At 48.2% G+C, this 23,840-nt stretch carries 18 protein-coding genes and 1 pseudogene; 17 read left to right on the forward strand and 2 right to left on the reverse strand.

Going from position 1 to position 23,840, the window contains the following annotated elements:
• Window positions 1-85: 85 nt before the first annotated feature.
• The 7 genes from BLS44_RS11365 to BLS44_RS11395 all read left to right on the forward strand — a co-directional run bounded on the left by BLS44_RS11365 (window position 86) and on the right by BLS44_RS11395 (window position 10,643).
• Window positions 86-463, forward strand: coding sequence for a hypothetical protein (locus BLS44_RS11365; protein WP_090390177.1), 378 nt, complete (start codon window positions 86-88; stop codon window positions 461-463).
• A gap of 311 nt (window positions 464-774) precedes the next feature.
• Window positions 775-5,118 (forward strand): CusA/CzcA family heavy metal efflux RND transporter, encoded by a 4,344-nt coding sequence (locus BLS44_RS11370; protein ID WP_090390178.1) that lies wholly within the window; start codon window positions 775-777, stop codon window positions 5,116-5,118.
• A gap of 67 nt (window positions 5,119-5,185) precedes the next feature.
• The gene (locus BLS44_RS11375) at window positions 5,186-6,322 is read left to right on the forward strand and encodes an efflux RND transporter periplasmic adaptor subunit (protein WP_090390179.1); all 1,137 of its coding nucleotides are present in this window, start codon (window positions 5,186-5,188) and stop codon (window positions 6,320-6,322) included.
• 79 nt (window positions 6,323-6,401) lie between these two features.
• Entirely contained in the window at window positions 6,402-6,866 is a 465-nt protein-coding gene (locus tag BLS44_RS11380; protein ID WP_090390180.1) for a heme-binding domain-containing protein, read from the forward strand.
• 62 nt (window positions 6,867-6,928) lie between these two features.
• Complete coding sequence (locus tag BLS44_RS11385; RefSeq protein WP_090390181.1) at window positions 6,929-9,439, forward strand: cation-translocating P-type ATPase; 2,511 nt, start codon at window positions 6,929-6,931, stop codon at window positions 9,437-9,439.
• A 68-nt stretch (window positions 9,440-9,507) separates the two neighbouring features.
• The gene (locus BLS44_RS11390) at window positions 9,508-10,134 is read left to right on the forward strand and encodes a Crp/Fnr family transcriptional regulator (RefSeq protein ID WP_218127736.1); all 627 of its coding nucleotides are present in this window, start codon (window positions 9,508-9,510) and stop codon (window positions 10,132-10,134) included.
• A 74-nt stretch (window positions 10,135-10,208) separates the two neighbouring features.
• The gene (locus BLS44_RS11395; RefSeq protein WP_090390314.1) at window positions 10,209-10,643 is read left to right on the forward strand and encodes an OsmC family protein; all 435 of its coding nucleotides are present in this window, start codon (window positions 10,209-10,211) and stop codon (window positions 10,641-10,643) included.
• 118 nt (window positions 10,644-10,761) lie between these two features.
• Here the strand turns inward: BLS44_RS11395 and BLS44_RS11400 are convergent, their stop codons facing one another.
• Entirely contained in the window at window positions 10,762-11,784 is a 1,023-nt protein-coding gene (locus tag BLS44_RS11400; protein ID WP_090390315.1) for an LLM class flavin-dependent oxidoreductase, read from the reverse strand.
• Between the two features lie 788 nt (window positions 11,785-12,572).
• Here BLS44_RS11400 and BLS44_RS27135 point away from each other — a divergent pair.
• From BLS44_RS27135 to arsB, 10 genes and pseudogenes are all read left to right on the forward strand, one after another.
• Window positions 12,573-12,677 (forward strand): annotated as a pseudogene (locus BLS44_RS27135) (DUF1569 domain-containing protein); the annotation flags it as partial.
• 183 nt (window positions 12,678-12,860) lie between these two features.
• Window positions 12,861-13,868: a helix-turn-helix domain-containing protein gene (locus BLS44_RS11415; RefSeq protein WP_090390183.1), complete on the forward strand. Its 1,008-nt coding sequence runs from the start codon at window positions 12,861-12,863 to the stop codon at window positions 13,866-13,868.
• 264 nt (window positions 13,869-14,132) lie between these two features.
• Complete coding sequence (locus BLS44_RS11420) at window positions 14,133-16,178, forward strand: M13 family metallopeptidase (protein WP_090390184.1); 2,046 nt, start codon at window positions 14,133-14,135, stop codon at window positions 16,176-16,178.
• Window positions 16,179-16,286: 108 nt separating this feature from the next.
• Window positions 16,287-16,907: a dihydrofolate reductase family protein gene (locus BLS44_RS11425; RefSeq protein ID WP_090390185.1), complete on the forward strand. Its 621-nt coding sequence runs from the start codon at window positions 16,287-16,289 to the stop codon at window positions 16,905-16,907.
• Between the two features lie 245 nt (window positions 16,908-17,152).
• The gene (locus tag BLS44_RS11430) at window positions 17,153-18,586 is read left to right on the forward strand and encodes a glycoside hydrolase family 30 protein (protein WP_090390186.1); all 1,434 of its coding nucleotides are present in this window, start codon (window positions 17,153-17,155) and stop codon (window positions 18,584-18,586) included.
• Window positions 18,587-19,067: 481 nt separating this feature from the next.
• Window positions 19,068-19,514, forward strand: coding sequence for a pyridoxamine 5'-phosphate oxidase family protein (locus BLS44_RS11435; protein WP_090390187.1), 447 nt, complete (start codon window positions 19,068-19,070; stop codon window positions 19,512-19,514).
• Window positions 19,515-19,906: 392 nt separating this feature from the next.
• Window positions 19,907-20,239: an ArsR/SmtB family transcription factor gene (locus tag BLS44_RS11440; RefSeq protein ID WP_090390188.1), complete on the forward strand. Its 333-nt coding sequence runs from the start codon at window positions 19,907-19,909 to the stop codon at window positions 20,237-20,239.
• A gap of 51 nt (window positions 20,240-20,290) precedes the next feature.
• Entirely contained in the window at window positions 20,291-21,130 is an 840-nt protein-coding gene (locus BLS44_RS11445) for an arsenite methyltransferase (RefSeq protein WP_090390317.1), read from the forward strand.
• Between the two features lie 16 nt (window positions 21,131-21,146).
• A complete protein-coding gene (locus BLS44_RS11450; protein ID WP_090390318.1) occupies window positions 21,147-21,563 on the forward strand; it encodes an arsenate reductase ArsC in 417 nt (138 codons plus the stop codon).
• A 202-nt stretch (window positions 21,564-21,765) separates the two neighbouring features.
• Window positions 21,766-22,803 (forward strand): ACR3 family arsenite efflux transporter, encoded by a 1,038-nt coding sequence (gene arsB / locus BLS44_RS11460; protein ID WP_262492852.1) that lies wholly within the window; start codon window positions 21,766-21,768, stop codon window positions 22,801-22,803.
• A gap of 210 nt (window positions 22,804-23,013) precedes the next feature.
• Here arsB and BLS44_RS11465 read toward each other — a convergent pair whose 3' ends face one another.
• Window positions 23,014-23,829, reverse strand: coding sequence for a hypothetical protein (locus BLS44_RS11465; RefSeq protein WP_090390191.1), 816 nt, complete (start codon window positions 23,827-23,829; stop codon window positions 23,014-23,016).
• Between the last annotated feature and the right edge of the window lie 11 nt (window positions 23,830-23,840).

Genomic DNA, 23,840 nt, shown 5'->3' on the forward strand with positions numbered 1-23,840 from the left:
GATCAATGCTGCAACCAGGCGCGTTTGTCCGGCAGTGCGGTAACATCGGTTGATTTGCTAACGGGGTTTTTCGTATCTTTGGCCAATGAGGAACTGGATCGCTATAGGTATGCTTTCGCTCTACCTGGTCTCTTCGACCGAGGCATACCAGTTCCTGAAAATACCTATACTGGTAGAGCATTTCATTGAGCACCGGCAGGAAGATCCGGGGATGACGCTCTGGGCATTTTTGAAAATGCATTATGATAACCCGGTTAAAGATGCCGATTATCAAACGGATCAGAAGCTGCCGTTCGTATCCCATTCCGGTAGTTTAACGCTTGTTTTTACTTTAGATAACGGTTTTCTGGTGGAACTCAAAAAATGGAGGGTACCTCCATCAAAGCCGGTTGCACTCTACAGGAACGTCTTTTATCAAAAAGATTTCTTAAGTTCCATCTGGCAGCCTCCCAGGGTGGGGTAGCCGTTTTTCATCATTTTATTTTTTGGGCTGTATATAGTCAGGCTTCTCGGGGTTTGAATGTGTATGCCCGCAATGGAAAGATCCGTAACAGGGTCGTGTCTTGTGGATTTTCCGCGCGCTGATACAGATGTGTTGCCGGGTTGTTCCGGGCCTTTGTATAAACTCCGGGTTAACCCGGGAAACGGGGCCGGGCGCTGCGCAAGCCTGTTTTTTGAGTGCCGGCAGCATCCCGTTGCAGGACCGGTATATCCCGCAGGATAAAGCGATCTGCATGATCAGATTTTTTAATACTTAAGATGTAAGGGATTATTATGCTTACTAAAATTATAATGTTTTCCGTAAGGAATAAACTCATTGTTGCATTGCTGGTATTGGGGCTTATCGGCGTTGGCGTATATCAGGCAACCCGGTTGCCCATAGATGCCGTTCCGGATATTACCAATAACCAGGTGCAGGTCATTACGGTTGCACCTTCATTTGGCGCAACGGATATAGAACGCCTGGTCACGTTCCCTATTGAACAGGCAAACAGCAATATTTCCGGGCTGAAAGAGATCCGGAGCTTTTCCCGTTTCGGGCTCTCGCTTGTTACCATTGTTTTTGATGACGATATTGATATTTACTGGGCGCGCCAGCAGGTTGCAGAGCGCCTGCAACAGGTGCAGCAGGAGATCCCGCAGGGGATCGGGAACCCGCAGCTGGGGCCCATTTCCACCGGGCTTGGAGAAATTTACCAATACGTAGTGCGCCCGGCAAAGGGATATGAACAGCAATTCAGTGTTACGGAGCTGAGGTCCATACAGGACTGGATTGTAAGAAGACAGCTGCTGAGCGTAAAAGGTGTAGCAGAGGTCAGCAGCTTTGGCGGAAAATTAAAGCAATACGAAATTGCCGTAAACCCGGACAAACTTAATGCCTATGGTATTACGATCAATGATGTATTTGGCGCATTAAGCGATAATAACCAGAACACCGGCGGCGCTTATATTGAAAAGGGGCCAACGGTTCTATACATCCGCAGTGAAGGCCTGGTGGGGGGGCTGGAAGACATCCGGAACATTTCCATAACCGGTAAGCAGAACGAAGTGCCGCTCTTCATCCGGGATGTGGCCGAAGTAAAAACAGGGTATGCCACACGTTATGGTGCCATGACCTATAATGATAACGGCGAAGTTTCCGGAGCGGTGGTCATGATGCTGAAAGGGGCCAACAGCAGCCAGGTTATCAGGGATGTAAAGACCCGGGTTGCCGAAATTCAGAAGACGCTTCCGGAAGGGGTGGTGATAGAGCCGTTCCTTGACCGCACCAAAATGGTCAACCATGCGATCCGTACCGTTGAAACCAACCTGCTGGAAGGCGCGCTGATCGTGGTGTTCATCCTTGTATTGTTTTTGGGAAATATCAGGGCCGGGCTTCTTGTGGCTTCCGTCATCCCGCTGGCAATGCTTTTTGCCATCTGCATGATGAATCTTTTTGGTGTAAGCGGAAACCTGATGAGCCTGGGAGCCTTGGATTTCGGACTGATCATTGATGGAGCGGTCATTATTGTGGAATCGGTGCTGCACCAGTTGATGCAGCATCGGAAGCTGAAGCACCTTTTAAAGATCCCGGGCAGGGAAATGGATCATATCGTAGAAGCGTCGGCAGGCAGGATGATGAACAGTGCCGTTTTCGGGCAGGTGATCATCCTGGTTGTGTATCTTCCGATCCTTACATTACAGGGTATTGAAGGAAAAATGTTCAAACCAATGGCGGAAACGGTCGCATTTGCCCTGCTGGGGGCATTCCTCCTATCCCTGACCTATATCCCGATGATGAGCGCCGTCCTTTTACGGAAGCGGAACCGGGTGCCTTCGTTCTCCGATCGCATGATGAAGAAAATAGAGGCACTGTACGTAAGAGCGCTGTTCAGGGTGCTCAGGATCCCTAAAATGATCTTTGCCCTGACGCTGGCGTTATTTGTGAGCGCTATTTTTATCCTCGGCAGACTGGGGGGCGAATTTATTCCATCGCTGGAAGAAGGTGATTTTGCCGTCGATACCCGCGTACTGCCGGGAAGTAATCTTAACACAACGATTGAACGAACGCAAAAAGCAGCGCATATCCTGATAACCCGTTTCCCCGAAGTGGAGAAAGTGGTCACCAAGATCGGAAGCGGGGAGGTTCCCACGGACCCGATGCCGATGGACGCTTCGGATATGATGGTGATCCTGAAAGACAAGAAGAAATGGACATCGGCCGAAACTTTTCCGGAGCTGGCAGACAAAATGACCAGGGCCCTGGATGATGTTCCCGGTATCACCGTCGGTTTTCAGTACCCGGTCCAGATGCGGTTCAATGAACTGATGACCGGTGCCCGGCAGGATGTAGTGCTGAAGGTGTTTGGAGATAACCTGGACTCCCTGGTTCAGAGCGCGCAAAAAATAGGCAGGATCATCGAAACGGTAAGAGGAGCGCAGCACCTGTACATAGAACCGGTTTCCGGTCTGCCCCAGGTGGTAGTGAAATATGACCGTCCTGTAATTGCACAGCACCATCTTTCGGTTGCAGATGTGAACCGGGTCATCAATGCCGCATTTGCAGGGCAAAGTACCGGTCGTATTTTTGAGGGGGAGCGGCGCTTTGATATGGTGGTACGCCTTCCCGCCAGTGACCGTAAAAATATCCAGGATATCCGGAATCTTTTGGTTCCGACGCCCTCCGGAAACCAGATCCCTTTATCGCAGCTGGCCCGTGTGGATGTTGAACAGGGGCCAAACCAGATACAGCGTGAGAATGCGCAGCGCCGCATCGTGGTGGGGTTTAACGTAAAAGACAGGGATGTGCAAAGTATTGTAGAAGAGCTGCAGGCAAAGGTCGAAAAAACGGTAAAGCTGCCCGCAGGGTATTTCATTAAATACGGGGGCTCTTTTGAAAACCTGAGCAATGCCAAAAAGCGGCTGATGATTGCGGTGCCGGTAGCATTGGTGCTGATCTTTACGCTGTTGTTCCTGGCATTCAAATCCATAAAAGAGAGCCTGCTGATTTATACGGCCATCCCGCTTTCTATTATTGGTGGCGTGTTCCTCCTTGCGCTCAGGGGAATGCCTTTCAGTATCAGTGCGGGTGTTGGATTTATTGCCTTGTTTGGGGTGGCCGTACTGAACGGGATCGTGCTGATTTCTGAATTTAACCGGCTCTATAAAAATGGGGTCCGCAATATTGTAAGGATCGTAGCCGCTGGTGGCGGAAGCCGTTTGCGGCCGGTGCTGATGACGGCTTCGGTAGCCTCACTGGGCTTTATACCAATGGCGCTCAGTAACGGGGCGGGGGCTGAAGTACAGCGTCCCCTGGCAACGGTAGTGATCGGCGGGCTGTTGATTGCAACACTGCTCACCCTGTTTGTGCTGCCGCTTTTATATGTAACCATTGAAAAAAGGTCTGAAATGAAAAAAAAGGTATATAAAAACCGGGCATTGCTTTTGATATTGTTCGCTTTGCTTTGCGGAAGTACTTTAAAGGCACAGGTTACGGTTTCTTTGGAGGAAGCCATTACCCTTGCCCTGCAGCAGAACCGGAGCCTGCGGAATGAACGGCTCCGTTCCGATTACGCCAGGGCGCTAATGAAGACTGCCACCGCCGATATCCCCCATACGGATATCGGGATGGATTACGGACAGCTCAACAGCGCCTACAGGGATGTTGGATTCGGTATTTCGCAGCGTATTGCATTCCCCGCGGTATATAAGCGGCAGAAAGACCTGTACACCGGGGAATGGAAGAAAAGCCAGCTGAATGTTTCCTTGCAGGAATTCGAGTTAAAAAAAGCTGTCAGTCTTACCTACTATAACCTGCTGTATTGGAAAGAAAAGGAAAAGCTGCTCAGGGAAGCGTTCCGGCTCTATTCCGATTTTCAGGATAAGGCAGCGCTGCGCCTGAAAGCAGGGGAGAGCAATGTGCTGGAAAAAACGACTGCCGATAATCAAAAAGCGGCGATCAGCATCCAGCTCAGGCAGGTGCAACAGGAGCTGAACACGCTCGGGTTCCGGTTCCGGTGGTTGTTGAATACAGAAACGGAATATATGCCGGCAGATGACCGGAAAGCGGTCCTTGTGCCGGATGAAGTAAATATGCATCCCCTGCTAAGCCTGCTGGAACAACAGAAAGTGGTAAGCGAACAACAGACTGCAGTTGAACGGTCGAAGCTGCTTCCGGGAGTGCTGCTGGGCTACAACCTCAACAGCTTTAAAGGTATGGGACCCGATGAGCGGCTGTATGATGCAATGCCGCGCTTTCATTCGTTCCGTGTCGGTATCACCGTTCCCCTGGCTTCCGGCGGCCAGCGCGCAAGGGTAGGGGCGTCCAGGATAGCGGCCGGCGTAGATGCAGACAATCTTCAAAATGCCCGTGCCGCCCTCGGGAAACAATATGAGCAGCTTTTACAGGCATACAGGAGCAACCTGGATATCGTAAACCAGTACGAAAACTCGGAGCTGAAAACCGCCCGGGTGATCGAAGAAACGGCTCAGAAACAATTTTTGAATGGAGCTATCAATTATCTTGAATGCATCGTGCTGATGAACCAGGCAATTTTGTTAAGAAGTAATTATGCAGAAGCACTTTGGAAATTGAATGAGAATGCAATAGCGCTCCGGTATATCACGGTAGATTTATAGGAAGCAAAGCGCACCGGGGAAGTAATGTCCCGGATCAATAATCAATAAACGTATAAAAACAGAAAAAATGAACTATACATGCTTCGTTGCGGTACTTTTAGGATGTCTTACCGCCTGCGGCAGAAAGGAAGATAAGGCACCGGTAGCAGCGATACCCCGGGATGACAGCAGGGTTATATTAACGGATGCCCAGCTGCAGAATACGCCGGTTGAAACAATGCAGCTTTCGATGCAGCAAATGGCTACACTGTTGAAGTTAAACGGTAAAATTGATGTTCCTCCTCAAAACATGATCTCTGTGAGCACGCCGTTGGGGGGATACCTGAAAAGCACCCGGCTGTTGCCGGGGATGAGAGTGGCCAAAGGAGAAGTGATCGCCATCATTGAAAATCCGCAGTTTGTTCAGCTGCAGCAGGACTACCTGACGGCAAAATCGAAGCTGCACTTTGCTGCTCTGGATTACAACCGTCAAAAAGAGCTGAATCAAAGCCAGGCAAGCAGCGATAAAATCATGCAGCAGGCGCAATCCGAGATGAACAGCCAGCAGATCCTGATGAATGCCATTGCACAGCAATTGCAGCTGGTAAATATTGCTCCGGCAACTGTTACACCGGATCATATCCGAAAAAGCGCCCCGGTGTACAGCAGCATTAACGGGTATGTCAGCAAAGTGAATGTGAATATTGGAAAGTATGTAAATCCTTCGGATATCCTTTTTGAGCTGATCAACCCGGATGATATTCACCTCAATCTCAAAGTCTATGAAAAAGACCTTGCAATGTTGAAGCCGGGGCTGCAATTGATTGCCTATACTAATACGGATCCGGGCAAAAAGTATACCGGTACGATCCATTTAATAAGCAGGGATGTGGATGCCAGCGGGCTGGCGGATATCCATTGCCATTTTGAAAGATATGATCCGGGCCTGATCCCCGGTACCTATATGAATGCAGAAATTCAGGTGGAAACGGCCCTTGCCAATGTTTTGCCGGAGGAAAGCGTTGTGGATTTTGAAGGCAAAACTTATGTTTTTGTAGAAGAAAAACGAAAAAACTACCGGTTAGCCCCCGTTATAACAGGAACAACGGAAAAAGGATTTGTACAGGTTCAGAATTATAAGGAATTTTCAGGAAAAAATATCGTAACTAAAAATGCTTATACGCTGTTGATGAAATTAAAAAATACCGGGGACGAAAACGAGTAAAAGAACCTTCCCTTGCGTTGTCCGTTTTTTGAGGCACACAGATCAACCAGATATTTTATAAAATATTAAATGTCCGAGAATGAAAAAGAAATCGATTTTAAAAAAGATAGTCATCGCCCTGTTGCTGCTGCTGGTCGTTATCCAGTTCTTCGGTACGGATAAGAACAGTACTGCTGTTGTTTCCGAAAATGCCATTGATAAACATTATACGGTGCCCCCGCATATACAGGCATTGCTGAAAACGAGCTGTTACGATTGTCATTCCAATAATACCACCTACCCGTGGTATAGTAATGTGCAGCCGGTGAAATGGTGGCTGGCCAGTCATATTAGTTCCGGGAAAAAACACCTGAACTTTGATGAATTCAATACCTATCCCGCTAAGAAAAAATTGCATAAACTGGATGAGGTGGCAGAAACGGTCGGGAAAGGGGAAATGCCCTTAACTTCCTATACGTTGATTCATCGTAATGCAATACTGTCGGATGCTGATAGGAAAGAATTGGAAGCATGGGCAAAGGAGGTTAAGCAACAAATCCGATAAGGCTGTTTCCAAAGACGGCAGAAATCAGGATGATTTATTGTAGAACCCGCAAAGAAAATGTGATGTCGTATAATATTCCCGGTCATTTAAAGGGGCTCACGGAACGCCAGGTAATGGCCTCAAGAAAAGAATATGGCTATAATCAAATGAACGCTGTTCATAAAAGCACCGGGCTGGAGTTGCTGGTGCGTATTGTGAAGGAGCCCATGCTGGTCCTGCTGTTTGCTATTTCCATTATTTACCTTGTGATCGGTGATTATGGAGAGGCATTGTTTATGCTGCTGGCCATCATTGCGGTTTCCGCTATTTCCTTTTATCAGGACAATCGCAGCAAAAAGGCCCTGGAGGCGCTGGAAAAACTGAATGAGCCGTTGAGCGTGGTGATCAGGGATGCAATGGTTGTAAAAATACCTACCCATGAAATAGTGGTGGGGGATCTCTGCATTACGGAGGAAGGCAACCTGATCAATGCAGATGGAAGGATCATACACAGCAACGACTTTTCGGTCAACGAAGCATCGCTTACCGGAGAAAGTTTATCGGTTTTCAAAAGCAGCGATGCTGAGGACCGTCAGGTATACAGCGGAACAATCGTCGTTTCCGGGCTGGCAATTTTTGAAGTAGAAAGGATCGGGAAGAACACCCGTGTCGGGAAAATCGGGGAATCCATAGCCGCTGTAAAAGAAGAAGTATCCCCGCTGCAGCTGCAGATCCGGAAATTTGTTAAAGTGATGGCCATTACAGGTATTGTAGTATTCCTGATGGTCTGCGCCTTTAATTTTTATCATACCGGGGACCTGTTAAACAGCCTGCTGAATGGCCTTACCCTGGCTATGTCTGTACTCCCCGAGGAAATTCCGGTAGCATTCACCACTTTTATGGCCCTTGGTGCCTGGAAGCTGATGCGGGAAGGTATCATCATTAAGCGAAGTGCCATTGTGGAAACCCTGGGCAGCACAACGGTGATCTGTACCGATAAAACCGGTACCATCACGGAAAATAGTATGGAGCTGAAACAGCTGTATGATTACCGGTCGGACGAAACCTTCAGCGAAGCAGCATTCGGTGACGCCCGGGTGTCAACGCTGATCGCCTACGCAATGTGGAGCAGTGAGCCCGTTCCTTTTGACCCGATGGAAAAGACCCTGCATCGTGTATATGAACAGACCCAGGCTAAAGATCTGCGGAGCGAGTACCGGCTCTTTTATGAGTACCCCCTGGAAGGGAAACCGCCGATGATGACGCATCTCTTTGAAAATACCACCGGGGAGCGGATCATTGCAGCCAAGGGCGCCCCCGAAGCCATTCTTGCAGCTTGCCGGCTTCCGGCCGCAGAAAAGGATCGCATAAGGAATGCCGTTGAAACATTCGGACAACAGGGATACCGGGTACTGGGGGTAGCCCGGTCGGTTTTTGAAGGGAACCGGTTCCCGGAAAAGCAGCAGGCATTTGAATTTGAATTTCTTGGCCTGGTGGTGTTCTATGATCCTCCCAAGAAGGGGATTGACAGCGTATTTCAGCATATTTATGATGCAGGCATAAAGGTAAAGGTAATTACGGGCGATAATGCCGATACAACAAGAAGCATCGCTTCACAGGCCGGTATTAAAAATACGGCTGAGGTTGCAGAAGGAAAAGAGATTGTCGGATACACCGACGCAGAGCTGGAACAGGTATCCGGAAAAACGGTATTGTTTACCCGGATGTTCCCGGAGGCAAAACTGGCAGTTGTAAATGCTTTGAAACGGAGAGGAGAAATAGTGGCAATGCTGGGTGATGGTGTCAACGACGGCCCCGCGCTTAAGGCCGCGCATATTGGCGTGGCGATGGGCAGTAAGGGAACAGAGATTGCGAAAGCTGCAGCTTCACTGGTTATTACGAATGATGACCTGGAAAAACTGGTTACCGGTATTGCTGCGGGCAGAAGGATCTATTCCAATATTAAAAAGGCCATCCGCTATATTATTTCTATCCATATCCCGATCATACTTTCTGTATCATTACCCCTGTTCCTGGGCTGGGCCTTTCCGCAGATATTTACTCCCGTGCATGTTATTTTCCTGGAATTGGTGATGGGGCCCACCTGTTCTATCGTATTTGAGAACGAGCCAATGGAGAAAAATACGATGAAGCTGCCACCGCGGGCAATGACCGACACTTTTCTGAACGGGCGGGAGCTATTCATCAGCATTATTCAGGGACTGGTCATTACGGCAGGAGTGCTTTTTGCCTACCAGCTGAGCGTCCGGGGTGGCGGTAACGCAGAAAAGACCCGGGCAATGGTTTTTAGCACACTGATTTTTGCCAATGTTATGCTGAGCCTGGTAAACCGCTCTTTCTTTTACAGCATGTTTGAAAGTGTTAAAAACAGGAACCCTCTATTTGGGATCATCAATGGGCTCACATTGGCGCTTCTTTTGGCCATATTGTATGTAAAGCCCTTTTCTGTTTTCTTTGATGTAACGGGTCTCACTTTGCCGGAGCTTTCTGCAGCAATACTTATTGCGGCCGTATCGGTACTGTGGTTCGAGCTTTATAAGCTGCTGAAAAGAAATCAAAAGAGCCCGCTGTAAAGAAGAGTGGCCGGAAGTTGTGGAGCAGGTGCGGGCTCCATATTTAAAGTATTTTTATAGTAAATTGTATGATGGAATTACCTGAACAGATAGCGGAGTTTAAATCTTCTCCGGGGTTGCTGGCGGAACTGTATAAAAACAGTATCCAGAAAAGTTACAAGGCTGGGCGCGTTATCCTGAACGAAAATGCAGCGGTCCGTTCTATTCCTATTGTTACCAGGGGGGTACTGAAGGTGGTCCGGACAGAGGAGGACGGCAGGGAAATTTTACTGTATTATATCAAGGCCGGTGAGAGCTGTATTATGTCTTTTTTAGGCGGACTGCATAACGAAACAAGCAAGGTCAGGGCGGAGGCGGAAGAGGATGTCGAGATCCTTTTCCTGCCTGTTGAAAAAGTATCCCTGTTTATTAAAGAGTACCCGCAGTGGCTGGACTATATTTTCCGGCTCTATCATAAGCGCTTTGAAGAGTTGCTGGAAATTGTCAATGCTATTGCTTTTAAAAAAGTAGATGAGCGGTTGCTGGCCCTGCTTCAAAAGAAAAAAGAACTGACGGGGAACCGTGTCTTAAGCGTTACCCATGAGCAACTGGCCAACGAATTGGGAACGGCACGGGTAGTGGTTTCGAGGCTGCTGAAGCAGCTGGAGGAAAACGGAATGGTTCAGCTGGGCAGAAATAAAATTACGCTTGTGTAACCAAAGTGACTGTACCGATTTTTAATTGGATGCAATTTTACAGTATCAAATTAAATAATCTAAATACAGCCAGGATGTTACAGGAACATTTTTACGAAGTAGACCTTGAATGGGAAAGCGGCAGAAGGGGTTTGTTATCTTCACCGGTTTTAGGGGAGACCATAGCCTGCGCTACCCCACCTGAATTTCCCAACGGCGTACCGGGGATCTGGTCGCCTGAACATTTATACGCAGCAGCTATAAACAGTTGTTATATGGCCACTTTTTTAGCGATAGCAGAAAATTTCAGACTCGCATTCAGTCGTTTTTCCTGTAAAACGATATGTAAGCTGGAACAAAAGGAAGGCCGGTACCAGATCACGGAGGCCGTCATAGATCCTGTAGTGACATTGCAAAACTATGAAACGGACCAGCAAAAAGCCCTCCGGGTTTTAGAGAAATCCAAATCGGCTTGCCTGGTCACCAATTCCATAAAAACAACTATTGGCCTGAATGTTACATTAATGTAACAAAAGCAGTAGCACCGCTGAACGTCATTGCAGACGTTTGCCTTGCCCGGCAGCCGGGTCGCACCGGTTTTTGCCCTGCTAAAAACAGCTGCAATGTTTCGATGCACAACGTCTTTGTTTACCGCCATCCCAGCCCGGGGGCTACATATTTCAGTAGGGCAGAAAGCTGGCGCACATTATAGTCTACACCCAGGGTATTGGGGATCGTTAATAAAACGGTATCCGCTTCCCGGATCGCTTCGTCTTCAGCTAATTCTTTGATCAGCTGATCGGGTTCTGCAGCATAGCTCCGGCCAAAAATGGCGCGTTTGTCTGCTTCCAGGATCCCTGTTTTATCGGTCCGGTCTGCCTCATGGCCAAAATAGTACCGGTCCTGGTCGCTCACCAAAGCAAAGATGGACCGGCTTACAGAGATCCTCGGTTCCCGCTGATGCCCGGCTTCTTTCCAGGCCTTTTTAAACAGGCGGATCTGTTCGGCCTGCTGTATATGAAACGGCTTGCCGCTTTCATCAAATTTCAGGGTGGAGCTTTGCAGGTTCATACCCGCTTTTCCTGCCCAAACAGCGGTAGCGTCAGAAGCAGATCCCCACCAGATACGTTCCCGCAAACCCGGGGAGAACGGCTCCAGGCGCAGCAGCCCGGGCGGGTTTGGGAACATCGGATTGGGGTTGGGCCGGGCAAATCCCACGCCTTTTAATTGCTCAAAAAATTCCAGCCCTTTTTTTCGGCCCATATCGGCATCGGATTCCCCTGCTGCCGGTTCATAACCAAAATACCGCCACCCTTCAATGACCTGTTCGGGTGAACCGCGGCTGATCCCCAATTGCAGGCGGCCGCCGGAGATCAGATCGGCAGCGCCGGCATCTTCCACCATGTACAGCGGGTTCTCATACCGCATATCAATAACGCCCGTACCAATTTCAATTTTGGTGGTTTTGGCGCCAATGGCTGCTAATAAAGGAAAGGGAGACGCCAGCTGTTTGGCAAAGTGATGCACCCGGAAATAGGCCCCATCCATCCCGATCTCCTCTGCGGCCACCGCCAGGTCAATTGACTGAAGCAAGGTGTCGCCCGCTGTTTTGGTAGTATAAGCGGGATGGTCGGCCCAATGGCCAAACGATAAAAAACCTATTTTTTTCATTTGTTCAATTATTTTTCTTCCCGGTGAGGCAAACTGTCTCTCATTGCTCATCCGGTAGTGATGATCTCTTCAAATTTAATAAATAACAGGATCCTGCAGCAATTGTTCTATAAAGATCTGGATCCTGATGGCTACCGGAGGTGCGTCAGGGTGGCCGGTAACCCCCGGATGGGGTTATGGCCGGATAGCCGTCGGTCTATTTGCGATTGGTTCGCATTGAACCCCGTTTGGGGTTCAACCAGGGAGCTTGATCATGAACCCCGCGTTCCACGCGCGGTTAATTACATACAACTCCTTAAGGGTTTATCAGGGCAGGGTTTGGCGGGCAATTATATATAGAAACGGTATCAATCCTATGTCATGGTTACCGGCAATCCCATGCCGGCCAAAATTAGCCGGACGCGCATGCAATGGTTGTTGGGAGTGGAAATGTGGATCCGGCCCGGAATGTCCCGGACTGGAAATGCAGCCTGAACACCGGGTATAAAACCAGCTTTAACATTGAACGTTCAGGCGTGCAATCCAGGGTAAACGCATCCGATATCAGCATTGTTCAGCTCCGGAGGAGCAGCGTGTTTATAGCAATGTGCTGTTTTGATCAACCCGGCTCCTGCAGGAGCCGGGTAAAATTTCGGTCTCTGGCATTGCGCGCTGTGCGAGGAATATTATTATGGAAATATGCCCATAGCCAGGTCTTTGGCCGGCCGCATATTTGGAACCGGCTTTAAAGCGTATATTAAGAAACGGATCCGGCGGGTTGGGGAAAAACGCACCAACGACTTTTTAAGGGTGAAAATTTCACCCACTGGTTTTTTGGAAAAATGACCAAAGCGCAATTCGGACAGTTTATTTACCTGCATTGCGATCATCATTTGAAACAATTTGGCGTATGAATACCCTATGATTTTATGTGCCGGCTAACCGGGCGGATAAGCGTATCAGCATGGATCATAGCCGGCCCCCGGTATTTGCGATCCTGGGTGCTGATGAGAAAATTGGCTGCCTTTCCCTGTTTTTTTAACGGTTCCTGATTATCCCTTATAATTTGATAAATTTGAAGTTTATACAGGTAAAATATGGAGCTCCCTGAATCTATTCGCTTTGCTACAATTATTTCCGATCCCGAAGTGTATATCAACAGTATGCTTCAGCTGCATCCTGATGCAAAACACGACAGGAGCTCTGGTGCAATAGCGATTAAAAATGAAATTATTGATTCTTCCTTTAAATACCGGCTTTTGGAAGAGGGACTTTTCCTGTTCTCTTTTACAAGCTATAGCCCGGTAGATGCCGAATATGGGCTGATCCCCAATCCGGCGTCTGACTATTGTACGCTGGTTTTTTATTTCACGGAAAAGAGAACGAAGAATCCGTTGTATTTAAAAGTTGATGAGCAATTTTATTCCGGCAACCAGTTTGCGGCATTTTTCAATGGACAAATGAATGCAGAAATTTTTATCAAGGCCAAACAACAGGCATTCGGTATCCAGCTCGAAATTCATAAAAAATGGTTCGCAGAAAATTCAGACCTGGCATCCCTGTTAAAACGCCCGTTATTTGCCGATATTCTAAATTTCCGGGAAAAGGCATTCGTGCAGGCTGAAGCAGAACAATACCAGCAGCAGGTAGAAAATATTTGTTCCGTATTCGATAAGGAAAAGGATGTTTTTCAGAAACTGAAGCTGAAAGCGGGAGTTCATAAGCTGATTTACCTGTTCCTGGAAGAAATTTGCGGTATTCAAAGGCATAAGAAAAGCACCCCGGCCGGGGATCCCGGTGAGTTGGAATTTGCACTCAATTATATGGAAAAGTCATATGGCGCTGATTTCCCCGGTACTGGTTTCCTGGCGGCACAGTGTAAAATGTCTGAAAGTTCCTTTAATAAGAAATTTAAAACCATCTTCCGGCTTACGGCGGCGCAGCATTTCCGGAACCTGAAAATGAAAGAAGCGCTTCGTCTTTTAGAATTGGGATATAATGTAAAAGATGTTTGCTATAAGATCGGCTATCAGGATACTTCGGCATTTGGGCGTAGTTTTAAACAGGTTTATGGAAAAAGCCCGGCATCTTATGTGAAAAAATAGTGTTTCTGCACACTTTTTTACCAGATCTGCATACCGGTTTTGCTGAAATTTGCACTTCAGCAGGTAGCAGATCAGTGTCCTTCGGGGTCGCAGCCAAAACGACTGCTTACCTGCTTTTTCGTTTCAGGCAAGCGCATCCAAAAGCCAGGTTGCGGATGTAAGCAGGTCCCGGGCCTCCGGCAAAAGTGTTATCGCATAAATACGAGAAAGACGATCCTCTATGCTGCCGTTTTTATCAGCAGTACAACAATAAAAACTAAACAAATGCATAAAAGCAGACTCGCTACTTTCGCCATTGGTGCGGCGCTTTGCTGTGCCGGCGCATCCTGCCATAACAACGGCACCCATTCCCGGTTGATCCGCGAGCATTTTATCGAAACGCAATTCGTAGACAGCTCTGTAAAGCCTGGTGATGACTTTTACCGGTTTGCGAATGGCAAATGGTCAGACACCGCCAAAATTCCGCCGGATTATCCCGTTGCGGGAAGTGGTTTGGATGTGCATCGCGGAATACAGCAAAAATTAAAAACGCTTTTGGAAGACGCGTCAAAGAACGGCGCCGGTGCAGGGAGCATTGAGCAAAAAGTGGGCGATTTTTATACCTCCGGTATGGATACGGTCCTTATCAACAACCGGGGTTACGAACCTGTGAACCCTTTACTGGCACAGATCGATGCCATTACGGATATACCGTCCCTGATGAAGTTGGTAGCAGCAGAGGAAAAAAACGGGAACCAGACCCTTATCGGCTTTAGTGTTGATGCGGACCAGGGAAACAGCCGGATGAATATCGGGTTGCTGCTGCAGGCCGGTATTGGTCTGCCGGAGAGGGATTATTATTTTCGGACAGACAGCGCTACTGTTGCAGTTCAGAATGCCTATAAGAATTATCTCAGTACCCTTTTTCGCCTGACCGGTACGGACAGTATTAATGCCGTAAAAAACACCGGCACCGTGTACCAGGTAGAAAAAGATATGGCCGCCTCCCATAAAACGGCAGTGGAGCTGCGCAACGTGAAAGCCAATTACAACAAGGTAGCATTTGCCAAAATCGATAAAGAACAACCCAATATCGGCTGGACGGCATTTTTCCGGAACATAGGAGGGCGCGCTGATTCTGTAGATATGGAGCAGGCCGGCTATTACACCCGGCTGAATACACTTTTACAAACCGTTTCTATACCAAACTGGAAATTATATTTACGGGCGCATATCCTAAAAAATTATGCGGGCTACCTGAGCCAGCCTTTCCAGGATGCTGCATTCAGCTATCGTAAAGATCTGACCGGCCAGCAGGTACAGCAGGCGCGTTGGGAGCGTATTTGCGGTGTAACGGACAAAAAGCTGGGCGAGGCATTGGGGCAATTATATGTAAAAAAGTATTTTCCACCGGAAGCCAGGCAAAGAATGGATGTGTTGATCGATAACCTTATAGAAGCATTTGCCGCGCGTATTCAAAAGCTGGACTGGATGAGTGATTCTACCAAAATAGTTGCAGCAGAAAAACTCAAAGCTATCCGCCGGAAGATCGGTTATCCCGACAAATGGCGTGATTATAGTAGGGTGCACATCGATCGGTCAAAGTATTTTGAGAATATAGTGGCAGCCAGCCGGAACAATTTTGACTTTCAGCTGTCCCAGCTGGGCAGGCAGGTAGATGAATCGCTCTGGTTCATGACACCGCCAACGCTGAATGCATATTATGATCCCACGAGAAACGATATTAATTTTCCCGCCGGTATTCTGCAGTTTCCTTTTTTTGACAAAGATGCAGACGATGCGATGAACTATGGCGGAATAGGTGCAGTGATCGGGCACGAAATAACACATGGATTTGACGACCAGGGTGCGCAATATGACAAAACAGGCAATATACATGATTGGTGGACAAAACAGGATAAAGCAAAATTTGATGAAAAGGTAAAACAAATACAACAGTTATATGATGGCTTTGTGGTACTGGATTCCCTGCATCTCAACGGCAAGCTGACATCGGGCGAAAATATAGCAGACTTTGGTGGGATCGCCATTGCCTATGATGCCTTTAAAATGACCCAACAGGGGCAAACTGATTCAAAAATTGATGGCTTCACATCCGACCAGCGTTTTTTCCTGGCTTATGCACAGGCGTGGAGAAGCAAATATACAGATGCGATTATGCGGATGCTGGTGCATACGGACCCACACTCCACGCCTGATTGGCGTGTACTTGGTCCCCTGATGAACTTTGAGCCGTTTTATAAGGCGTTCAGCGTGCAGCCAGGTAACAGGATGTACCGGGAGCCAAAGGACAGGATAAAGATCTGGTGATCAATCAGGGGAGCAGCGGCCTTAACGACACTGCGGAAATGTTGGTCCTGGCGGCGGCCAGCGGAACCGGCGGAAGCGATTAACTTTGCCCCACAATAAATAAAAATTATGGGCAAAATTATCTTTGACAGCGGCATATCCCTTGATGGCTTTTTCGCAGGTGATAACAGGAGTCCCAACAACCCGATGGGTGGCGTTTCCGGGAAGATCCACGGCTGGATGTTTAAACAAAAAGCTTTTTGGAAGCATATTAAAATGGAGGGGGGCGAGGAATACGGTGCAGACAGTACCATAATTGATGAGGTATTTGCAAGAACCGGCGCCTACATCATGGGAAAACGCATGTTTGAGGAGGGCGAAGTTCACTGGGCAGAAGATCTGTACGAAGCAGATGTATATGTACTGACCCATGAAAAACGCGAGCCCTGGGTTCAAAAAGGGTCTACTACTTTTTATTTTATCAATGATGGTATACAGCATGCATTGGAAAAAGCAAAACAATCCGCCGGGGGGAAGGATATAAGAATACAGGGCGGTGCGGATACAATTCAGCAGTTTCTTAATGCGGGTCTTGTTGACGAATTCCTGGTTCATATTGCGCCTGTTTTTTTGGGAAGCGGTATCCGGCTGTTTGACGGCATTGATAAAGACAAATACGATATTCAGGTGATAGAGGTGATACCATCAAACCTGACAACTCATTTGAGATACAGGTTGACGAAGAAATAAATAGCCCCTGACCGGGTAAAAGCCGCAGCCGGCTTAATTTAGGGCAACGGGCGTGAAAGACTGCACTATTCTTTATTTTGATGTAGATTCGCCGCCGGATAGCTATAAAGATACCCGCATTGCGTTTACGATGAACCCGGATGGGCGCATTAAAGCGGCCTTCGCTGCTGCTTTGGGACGATGCAGGAGAGCTCAGATCCGAACGGGTTATTGATTCCGGAAGCGTGTTATAAAATAAAAACAGGATGCAACAAAAAAGAACCACTGCGGGCATTTGCCTGATCGCTTTTTTATCCGTTTATGCCCAGTGCAATAAAGCCGGTAACCCCGGTGGCAGGGAGCCTCAACCGGCTCCGGGTAATGCAACTGTCTGGGTAACCAAAGCCGATTCCTCGGTATTGCTAAAGAAAAGCAATACGGTCCGCTTCCTAAAGGGAACAGCCGGGGGAACGGTTATTGAGGTAGACCATACCCGTTCCTTCCAGGAAATTGATGGCTTCGGCTATACATTAACAGGGGGCAGCGCGATGCTCATTAACCGGCTGGATGCATCCGGAAGAACCGCCCTGTTGCGGGAATTGTTTGGGAACGGCGAAAACAGTATCGGTGTTAGTTACCTGCGGATAAGCGTGGGTGCTTCGGATCTGGATCCCGCGGTGTTCAGTTATAACGATCTGCCGGCCGGGCAAACGGATCCTGAACAGGAAAAGTTCAGCATCGCCCCGGATAAGGCCAACCTGGTACCGGTGCTCAAAGAGATCCTGGTCATCAATCCCAAAATAAAGATACTGGCTTCGCCCTGGAGCCCGCCGGCGTGGATGAAAGACAACGGCGCCACCAGGGGCGGCAGCCTGAAACCGGAATACTATGCCTCCTACGCCCGGTATTTGATAAAATATATCCGGGCAATGAAGGCCGAGGGCATTACCATTGATGCGCTCACACCCCAGAACGAACCCCTGCATCCGGGTAATAACCCAAGCCTGCTGATGCTGGCGGCGCAACAGCGGGATTTTATAAAAAACCAGCTGGGACCAGCGTTTAAGGCCGCCGGTATCCATACAAAGATCGTCGTATATGATCATAACCTCGACCGGCCCGATTATCCCATTACGATCCTGGATGATCCGGGGGCAAAGCAATATATAGACGGGTCAGCCTTTCACCTCTATGCGGGGAATGTAAGCGCCATGAGCCAGGTGCATGACGCCCATCCGGACAGGAACCTGTACTTTACCGAGCAGTGGACCGGCTCAAAGGGGGCCTTTAGCGGCGACCTGAAATGGCATATAAAAAACGTGATCATCGGCACTATCAGGAACTGGAGCCGTATAGCACTGGAATGGAACCTGGCCAGTGATCCGGGTTATAATCCGCACACCCCCGGGGGATGTACGCAGTGTAAAGGTGCGCTGACCCTTGATGGCAATTCTGTGAACCGGAACGTAGCCTATTATATCATTGCACATGCATCAAAATTTGTGCCTGCAGGGTCCCGGCGGATCTACAGCAGCGAGGCTGCCGGTCTTTCTAACGTAGCGTTTGTAACAGCGGCGGGCAGGAAAGTATTGATCGTTTTAAATGAGCAGGATAACGAGCAGCCCTTTCATATCAATTGCTCCGGCCGGAATGCGGGGTATACGATACCTGCGAATGCAGTAGTTACAATTGTCTGGTAGGACCGGTAGCAGCGTTTCGCTCTTTACAGGGATATCGGCAGTAATAATACGAAGGCCCGGATTCATACAGCTGCCTGCAAAGAATATTTCCGCCAGGGAGGAGCCGGGGATGAAACGGACCTGTAATTCCCCTTTTGCAAAAGATTGCCGACGCGTTATTGAAAGATCGGGAAAACAATCTCATTACCAGGTACCGGAGGCAAGGTTAGTGCTTGATAGCAGGGATGATGAAAAGAACAGGGGAGCTATGGAAGCCGGTCGTTGCTGCGGGGAACCTGTTGGTGGCAGCCCGGAAAAATAAACAGTAACTGCAACCCCTGGCTAAGCTTCACCAGGGTATTGTTCGATGAGCATAATCAAAGCGGGATATGACAGTAATCATTAGTAAAGCGAGGCTTAATGGTAAATTTGCCTTGCAGTCTGGAAGTTTCAGGAACCCTGATGGTTGAAAACAGCACTGCGATCAATAAAAACTCAGCAAATGTTAGGTGAATTAACCGGAACGGCCATCGCTAATATCCTTCAAAGCCAGGTGACCGGCAGGCTTGCCTGTACCGATGGCGACCAGCCGTATATTACGCCCGTAACTTACGCATATGACGGCAATTACATTTACGGGCAAACAAATGAGGGCAAAAAACTGGATATCCTTCGCAGGAATCCAAAAGTATGTTTCGAGGTAGATGTAATGACGGATATGCGCAACTGGCGGAGCGTGATCGTTTTCGGGCTCTTTGAAGAGCTGGAGGGAGCGGAGGCAACAGCGGCAAGGGAGCTCCTTTTCGACCGGGTATACCCTCTGTCTACCAGCAGTACGATTCATCCGCACGAGCATGAAGTGTCAGGAACAATAGACGATGGCACGCGGATCAAAACCGCCCTGTACCGGGTTAAGATACTGGAGGTAACAGGACGGTTTGAAAAATAACAGGTGTTTATCTGAACTTATATCCGCAGCGTTGCGGATAAAATGCACGCTTCCTCTAAGCTTCCCGTTTGTAACTTCCGCCGGGCCGTTAAAGCAGATGGATATAGTTGCCAGGGTGGTACAACAGGTTTTGAGCTCGTCTTTTATATCAGGTTTGTACTGTATCAACGTTCAGCATCACGACTTCCGGGCCGGGAAATAGGCCGCAGTTGTTGTACGGCTGAGCGTTTCCCGTTTCCCGGTACTACGGGGTATTTGCGTATATGGCAAAGCAAGTCTGCTGCGAGTTTCAGATATAGCCCGGGCAGGAAAGCCCGTATCAATTTCCGGGTACAAAAAAAAATTGTGGTATTTAAAATATATCGTAATATTGCGATTGATAAAGGAGTGACATGGGGACAACAAAAGCAGATCTATTTAGCAAACAGCAAAATGATATCGCCAATATGGCTAAAGCGTTGGCGCATCCGGCCCGTATTGCCATATTGCAATACCTGGTAAAGAAGAACGCCTGCGTTTGCGGAGATCTGGTTGAGGAGCTGGGATTAGCACAGGCCACCACTTCTCAGCATCTGAAGGAGTTAAAAACCGCCGGTATTATCCAGGGAACGATTGAAGGGGTATCTGTTTGCTATTGCATCAACCCGGAAATCTGGAAGCAATACCGGGAGCTTTTTCGCAGCTTTTTTAAAGAGGTTTCATTAGACGGGAATCGCTGCTGTTAAAATTTTTTGATAAAATCAATCGTAATATTACAATAAATAAAAATGAAAAAGATGGCTACTGATGCACAAATAAAAGAAATGGTCCGTCAAAAATACGGTGAAATTGCCTCACAGGATAGGGATACGAACGCCGCTTCCTGTTGTGGCTCCGGGTGCTGTTCAGACGAAGTGTATAACATCATGAGTGATGATTATACCAACCTCGATGGTTATACACCCGATGCCGACCTTGGGTTGGGTTGCGGCCTTCCCACGCAGTTTGCAAAGATCCGGAAAGGCGACCTCGTGATCGACCTGGGCAGCGGAGCTGGTAATGACTGCTTTGTAGCCCGGCACGAGACCGGCGAAACCGGCAAGGTTATCGGGATCGACTTCACACCCGCGATGATTGAGAAAGCACGGATGAATGCTGAAAAACTGGGTTTTAATAATGTGGAATTCCGCCAGGGCGATATTGAGCACATGCCTGTGACTTCCGGTATTGCTGACGTTGTGGTAAGCAATTGTGTGTTAAACCTCGTGCCCGGTAAGGCGGGTGTATTCAAAGAAATTTTCAGGGTCTTAAAGCCCGGCGGCCACTTCAGCATCTCGGATATTGTGCTGGAAGGAACGCTTCCCCAGGATATTCAGCAGGCTGCTGAAATGTATGCCGGCTGCGTATCCGGCGCCATTCAAAAACAGGAGTACCTCGGGCTTATTCATAATAGTGGATTCGCCGGCCTTACGATTCAAAAAGAAAAATCCATAACGATACCGGACGATATATTGTCGGCCTATCTTTCGCCGGAGGCAATCAGCCGGTTCAGGGAAAGTAATACCGGTATCTATAGCATTACCGTATACGCGGAAAAACCCATGCAGGCTTGTTGTGCTCCCGGTTGTTGTGATTAAAAAATACGATATAAAAATGAAAAAAATTTTAGTGCTTTGTACCGGCAACAGCTGCCGCAGCCAGATCGCGGAAGGATATCTGAAACATTTCGCCGCAGGCAAAGCGGAAGTTTATAGTGCAGGGGTAGTAACCCATGGCGTAAACCCGTATGCCGTTGCCACCATGAAAGAAGACGGTATCGATATTTCCGGGCATACTTCCAATAACATTACCGAGTATACGGATATCGACTTTGATTACGTAATAACAGTATGTGATCATGCGAAAGAACGTTGTCCCTGGTTCCCGCCGGGTGCGCAAAAGTTCCATTACGATTTTCCGGATCCGGCAAAGGCTACCGGTACGGAACCTGAGATCAGGGAGCAGTTCCGGGCAGTACGGGAGCAAATCAAAACCTACTGCCGTAATTTTATTCAGCAACACTTATCCTGACTATGTCTGTCAATAATTGCATTCCGGCCCACAAACGGAAACAGCTTGGATTTTTAGAGCCTGTTTAAATTTTATTGATGGAATTTATTATGAAGCTATTTTGGAGCGAAACAAGGAAAATTTTGCAGGCATAGTAGGCCACTATGGCGAAAAATTTAACGCAGTTGCAGCCCAAAACAGCCATAATAAAGCCATTGAATGAATTTTAAACAGGCTCTTAGACCGGTACCTTACACTATGGATCTTCCTCGCCATGGCGGCAGGGGTAGGCATTGGCTATTTTATACCGGGCGCACCGGAGTTTGTAAACTCATTTTCATCCGGTACAACGAATGTTCCGCTGGCGATAGGATTGATCCTGATGATGTACCCGCCTCTGGCCAAAGTGCGCTACGGGGAGATGGGGAAGGTTTTTGCAAACACAAAGGTCTTGGGGGCCTCATTGTTGCTGAACTGGGTCATTGGCCCGGTGCTGATGTTTTTGCTGGCTCTTTTATTTTTGCGCGGGTACCCGGAGTATATGGTGGGACTGATTTTAATAGGCATTGCCCGTTGCATTGCCATGGTGATCGTTTGGAATGAATTGGCAGCGGGCAACCGGGAGTATGCGGCGGGACTGGTTGGACTGAACAGCATTTTCCAGGTACTCTTGTATAGTGTTTATGCCTATGTCTTTATCACTGTATTGCCCCCGCTGTTCGGTTACAAGGGACTGGAGGTTCCTGTTAGTATGGAGCAGGTAGCAAAAAGCGTGGCTATCTACCTCGGTATCCCATTTGCAATGGGCGTTATCAGTCGTTATGCACTGTTAAGATGGAAAGGACTGCAGTGGTATGAGCAAAAATTTATTCCTTTTATTTCACCGGTCACCCTTATTGCGTTGCTTTTTACGATTGTGATTATGTTTAGCCTGAAGGGAAAGCTGATGGTGCAAATACCATTTGATGTATTACGCATTGCCCTGCCGTTGGTTATTTACTTTGTCATAATGTTCCTGGTGAGTTTTTTTATCGGCAGGGTATTGGGTGCGGACTATTCTAAAAATGCTGCTGTTTCTTTTACTGCTGCGGGAAACAATTTTGAGCTGGCAATTGCAGTAGCGATCGGTGTATTTGGTATTAATTCAGGCCAGGCATTCGCAGGTGTAATAGGGCCTTTGGTTGAAGTGCCTGCCCTGATAATGCTGGTCCGGGTTAGCCTTTGGCTTAAAAGGCGATACGATGCTTTACCGGGCGACTGATCCGGCCCGGAGATCGGGTGTCGTGATTTTTATGATCTGGTTATGATCACTCTTTTCCTGCCCCCGGAACTGAAATGCCTGGTACCGCTTGCTTCTGAAAAGCCGTCAAATGCCGGACTTTCCCGGGTGCTACAGGGGTGAATCGTAATGGTGAGCCTGAATGTACATGTATTTATTGTCGCACCGGCTGTTCCGGAAATAATCAGCAATCTAACGGGCAATAAACAGGGGCGCAATTTGTTCCCCGATGAGCTGCCCCGAAAAACTCTTCTGAAGGAAATTGGAAACGGCCGATCGCCCGAAGGAACCGGTTATTATAACCGGGTTTTTGTGGCATGCGATCCAGGTGGTAAAGAGCTGATCGGGATCCCCATGCAGTTGCTGAATTTCGGCATCTGTAAAATGTGCGTTAACATATTCTTCCAGTAGTTCCAGATCGGGGATCTCAGCGCGGTCTTCGTTTTTAATATACACAAAGCAGGTGGGTAAATGCAGGTGCCAGGGAAATATGCTGCAAAATGCCGCCAGCGCATGCATGCATTCCGGGGAACCATCATAGGCCCCGATGATCTGTTCAATACGGGTCGCTTTTTCGGGAACAGCCCATACCGGGCAGCCGACCCAGCGAAGCAATTCCAGCATATATGTATTAGGTTGTTGCGCATCAATATTATGGCAAAGCATTTTCTGGCTGATGATTAGAAGATCGGCAAACCTGCTTTCCTTTTCCCAGAATGCCCGGCTCCAGGAAAAACCGCTATGTTCTTTAGCAAGATACCGGATCTGATTGGTTTTGCATTGGTTGATGAAACGCTCCACTACCTGGGGCGGAATGCCCCTTTCGGTATCCTGCAGCCCGGGATCATTGTTTAAAGGGTAACCGGCATAGAGCAGCTCCTTTATTTCCAGAGTGGAAAAAAAGAGGCCCTTTACAAACAGCGGCTCATGTTGCTGCAGCTGTTTAATAAACTCAAAGGCCTCATGCGAATAATTATCGCCATCACAAACAAAAAGTACTTTTTTCATCGGGCGGTCAT

Source organism: Niabella drilacis (assembly GCF_900101395.1).
Lineage (GTDB): Bacteria > Bacteroidota > Bacteroidia > Chitinophagales > Chitinophagaceae > Niabella > Niabella drilacis.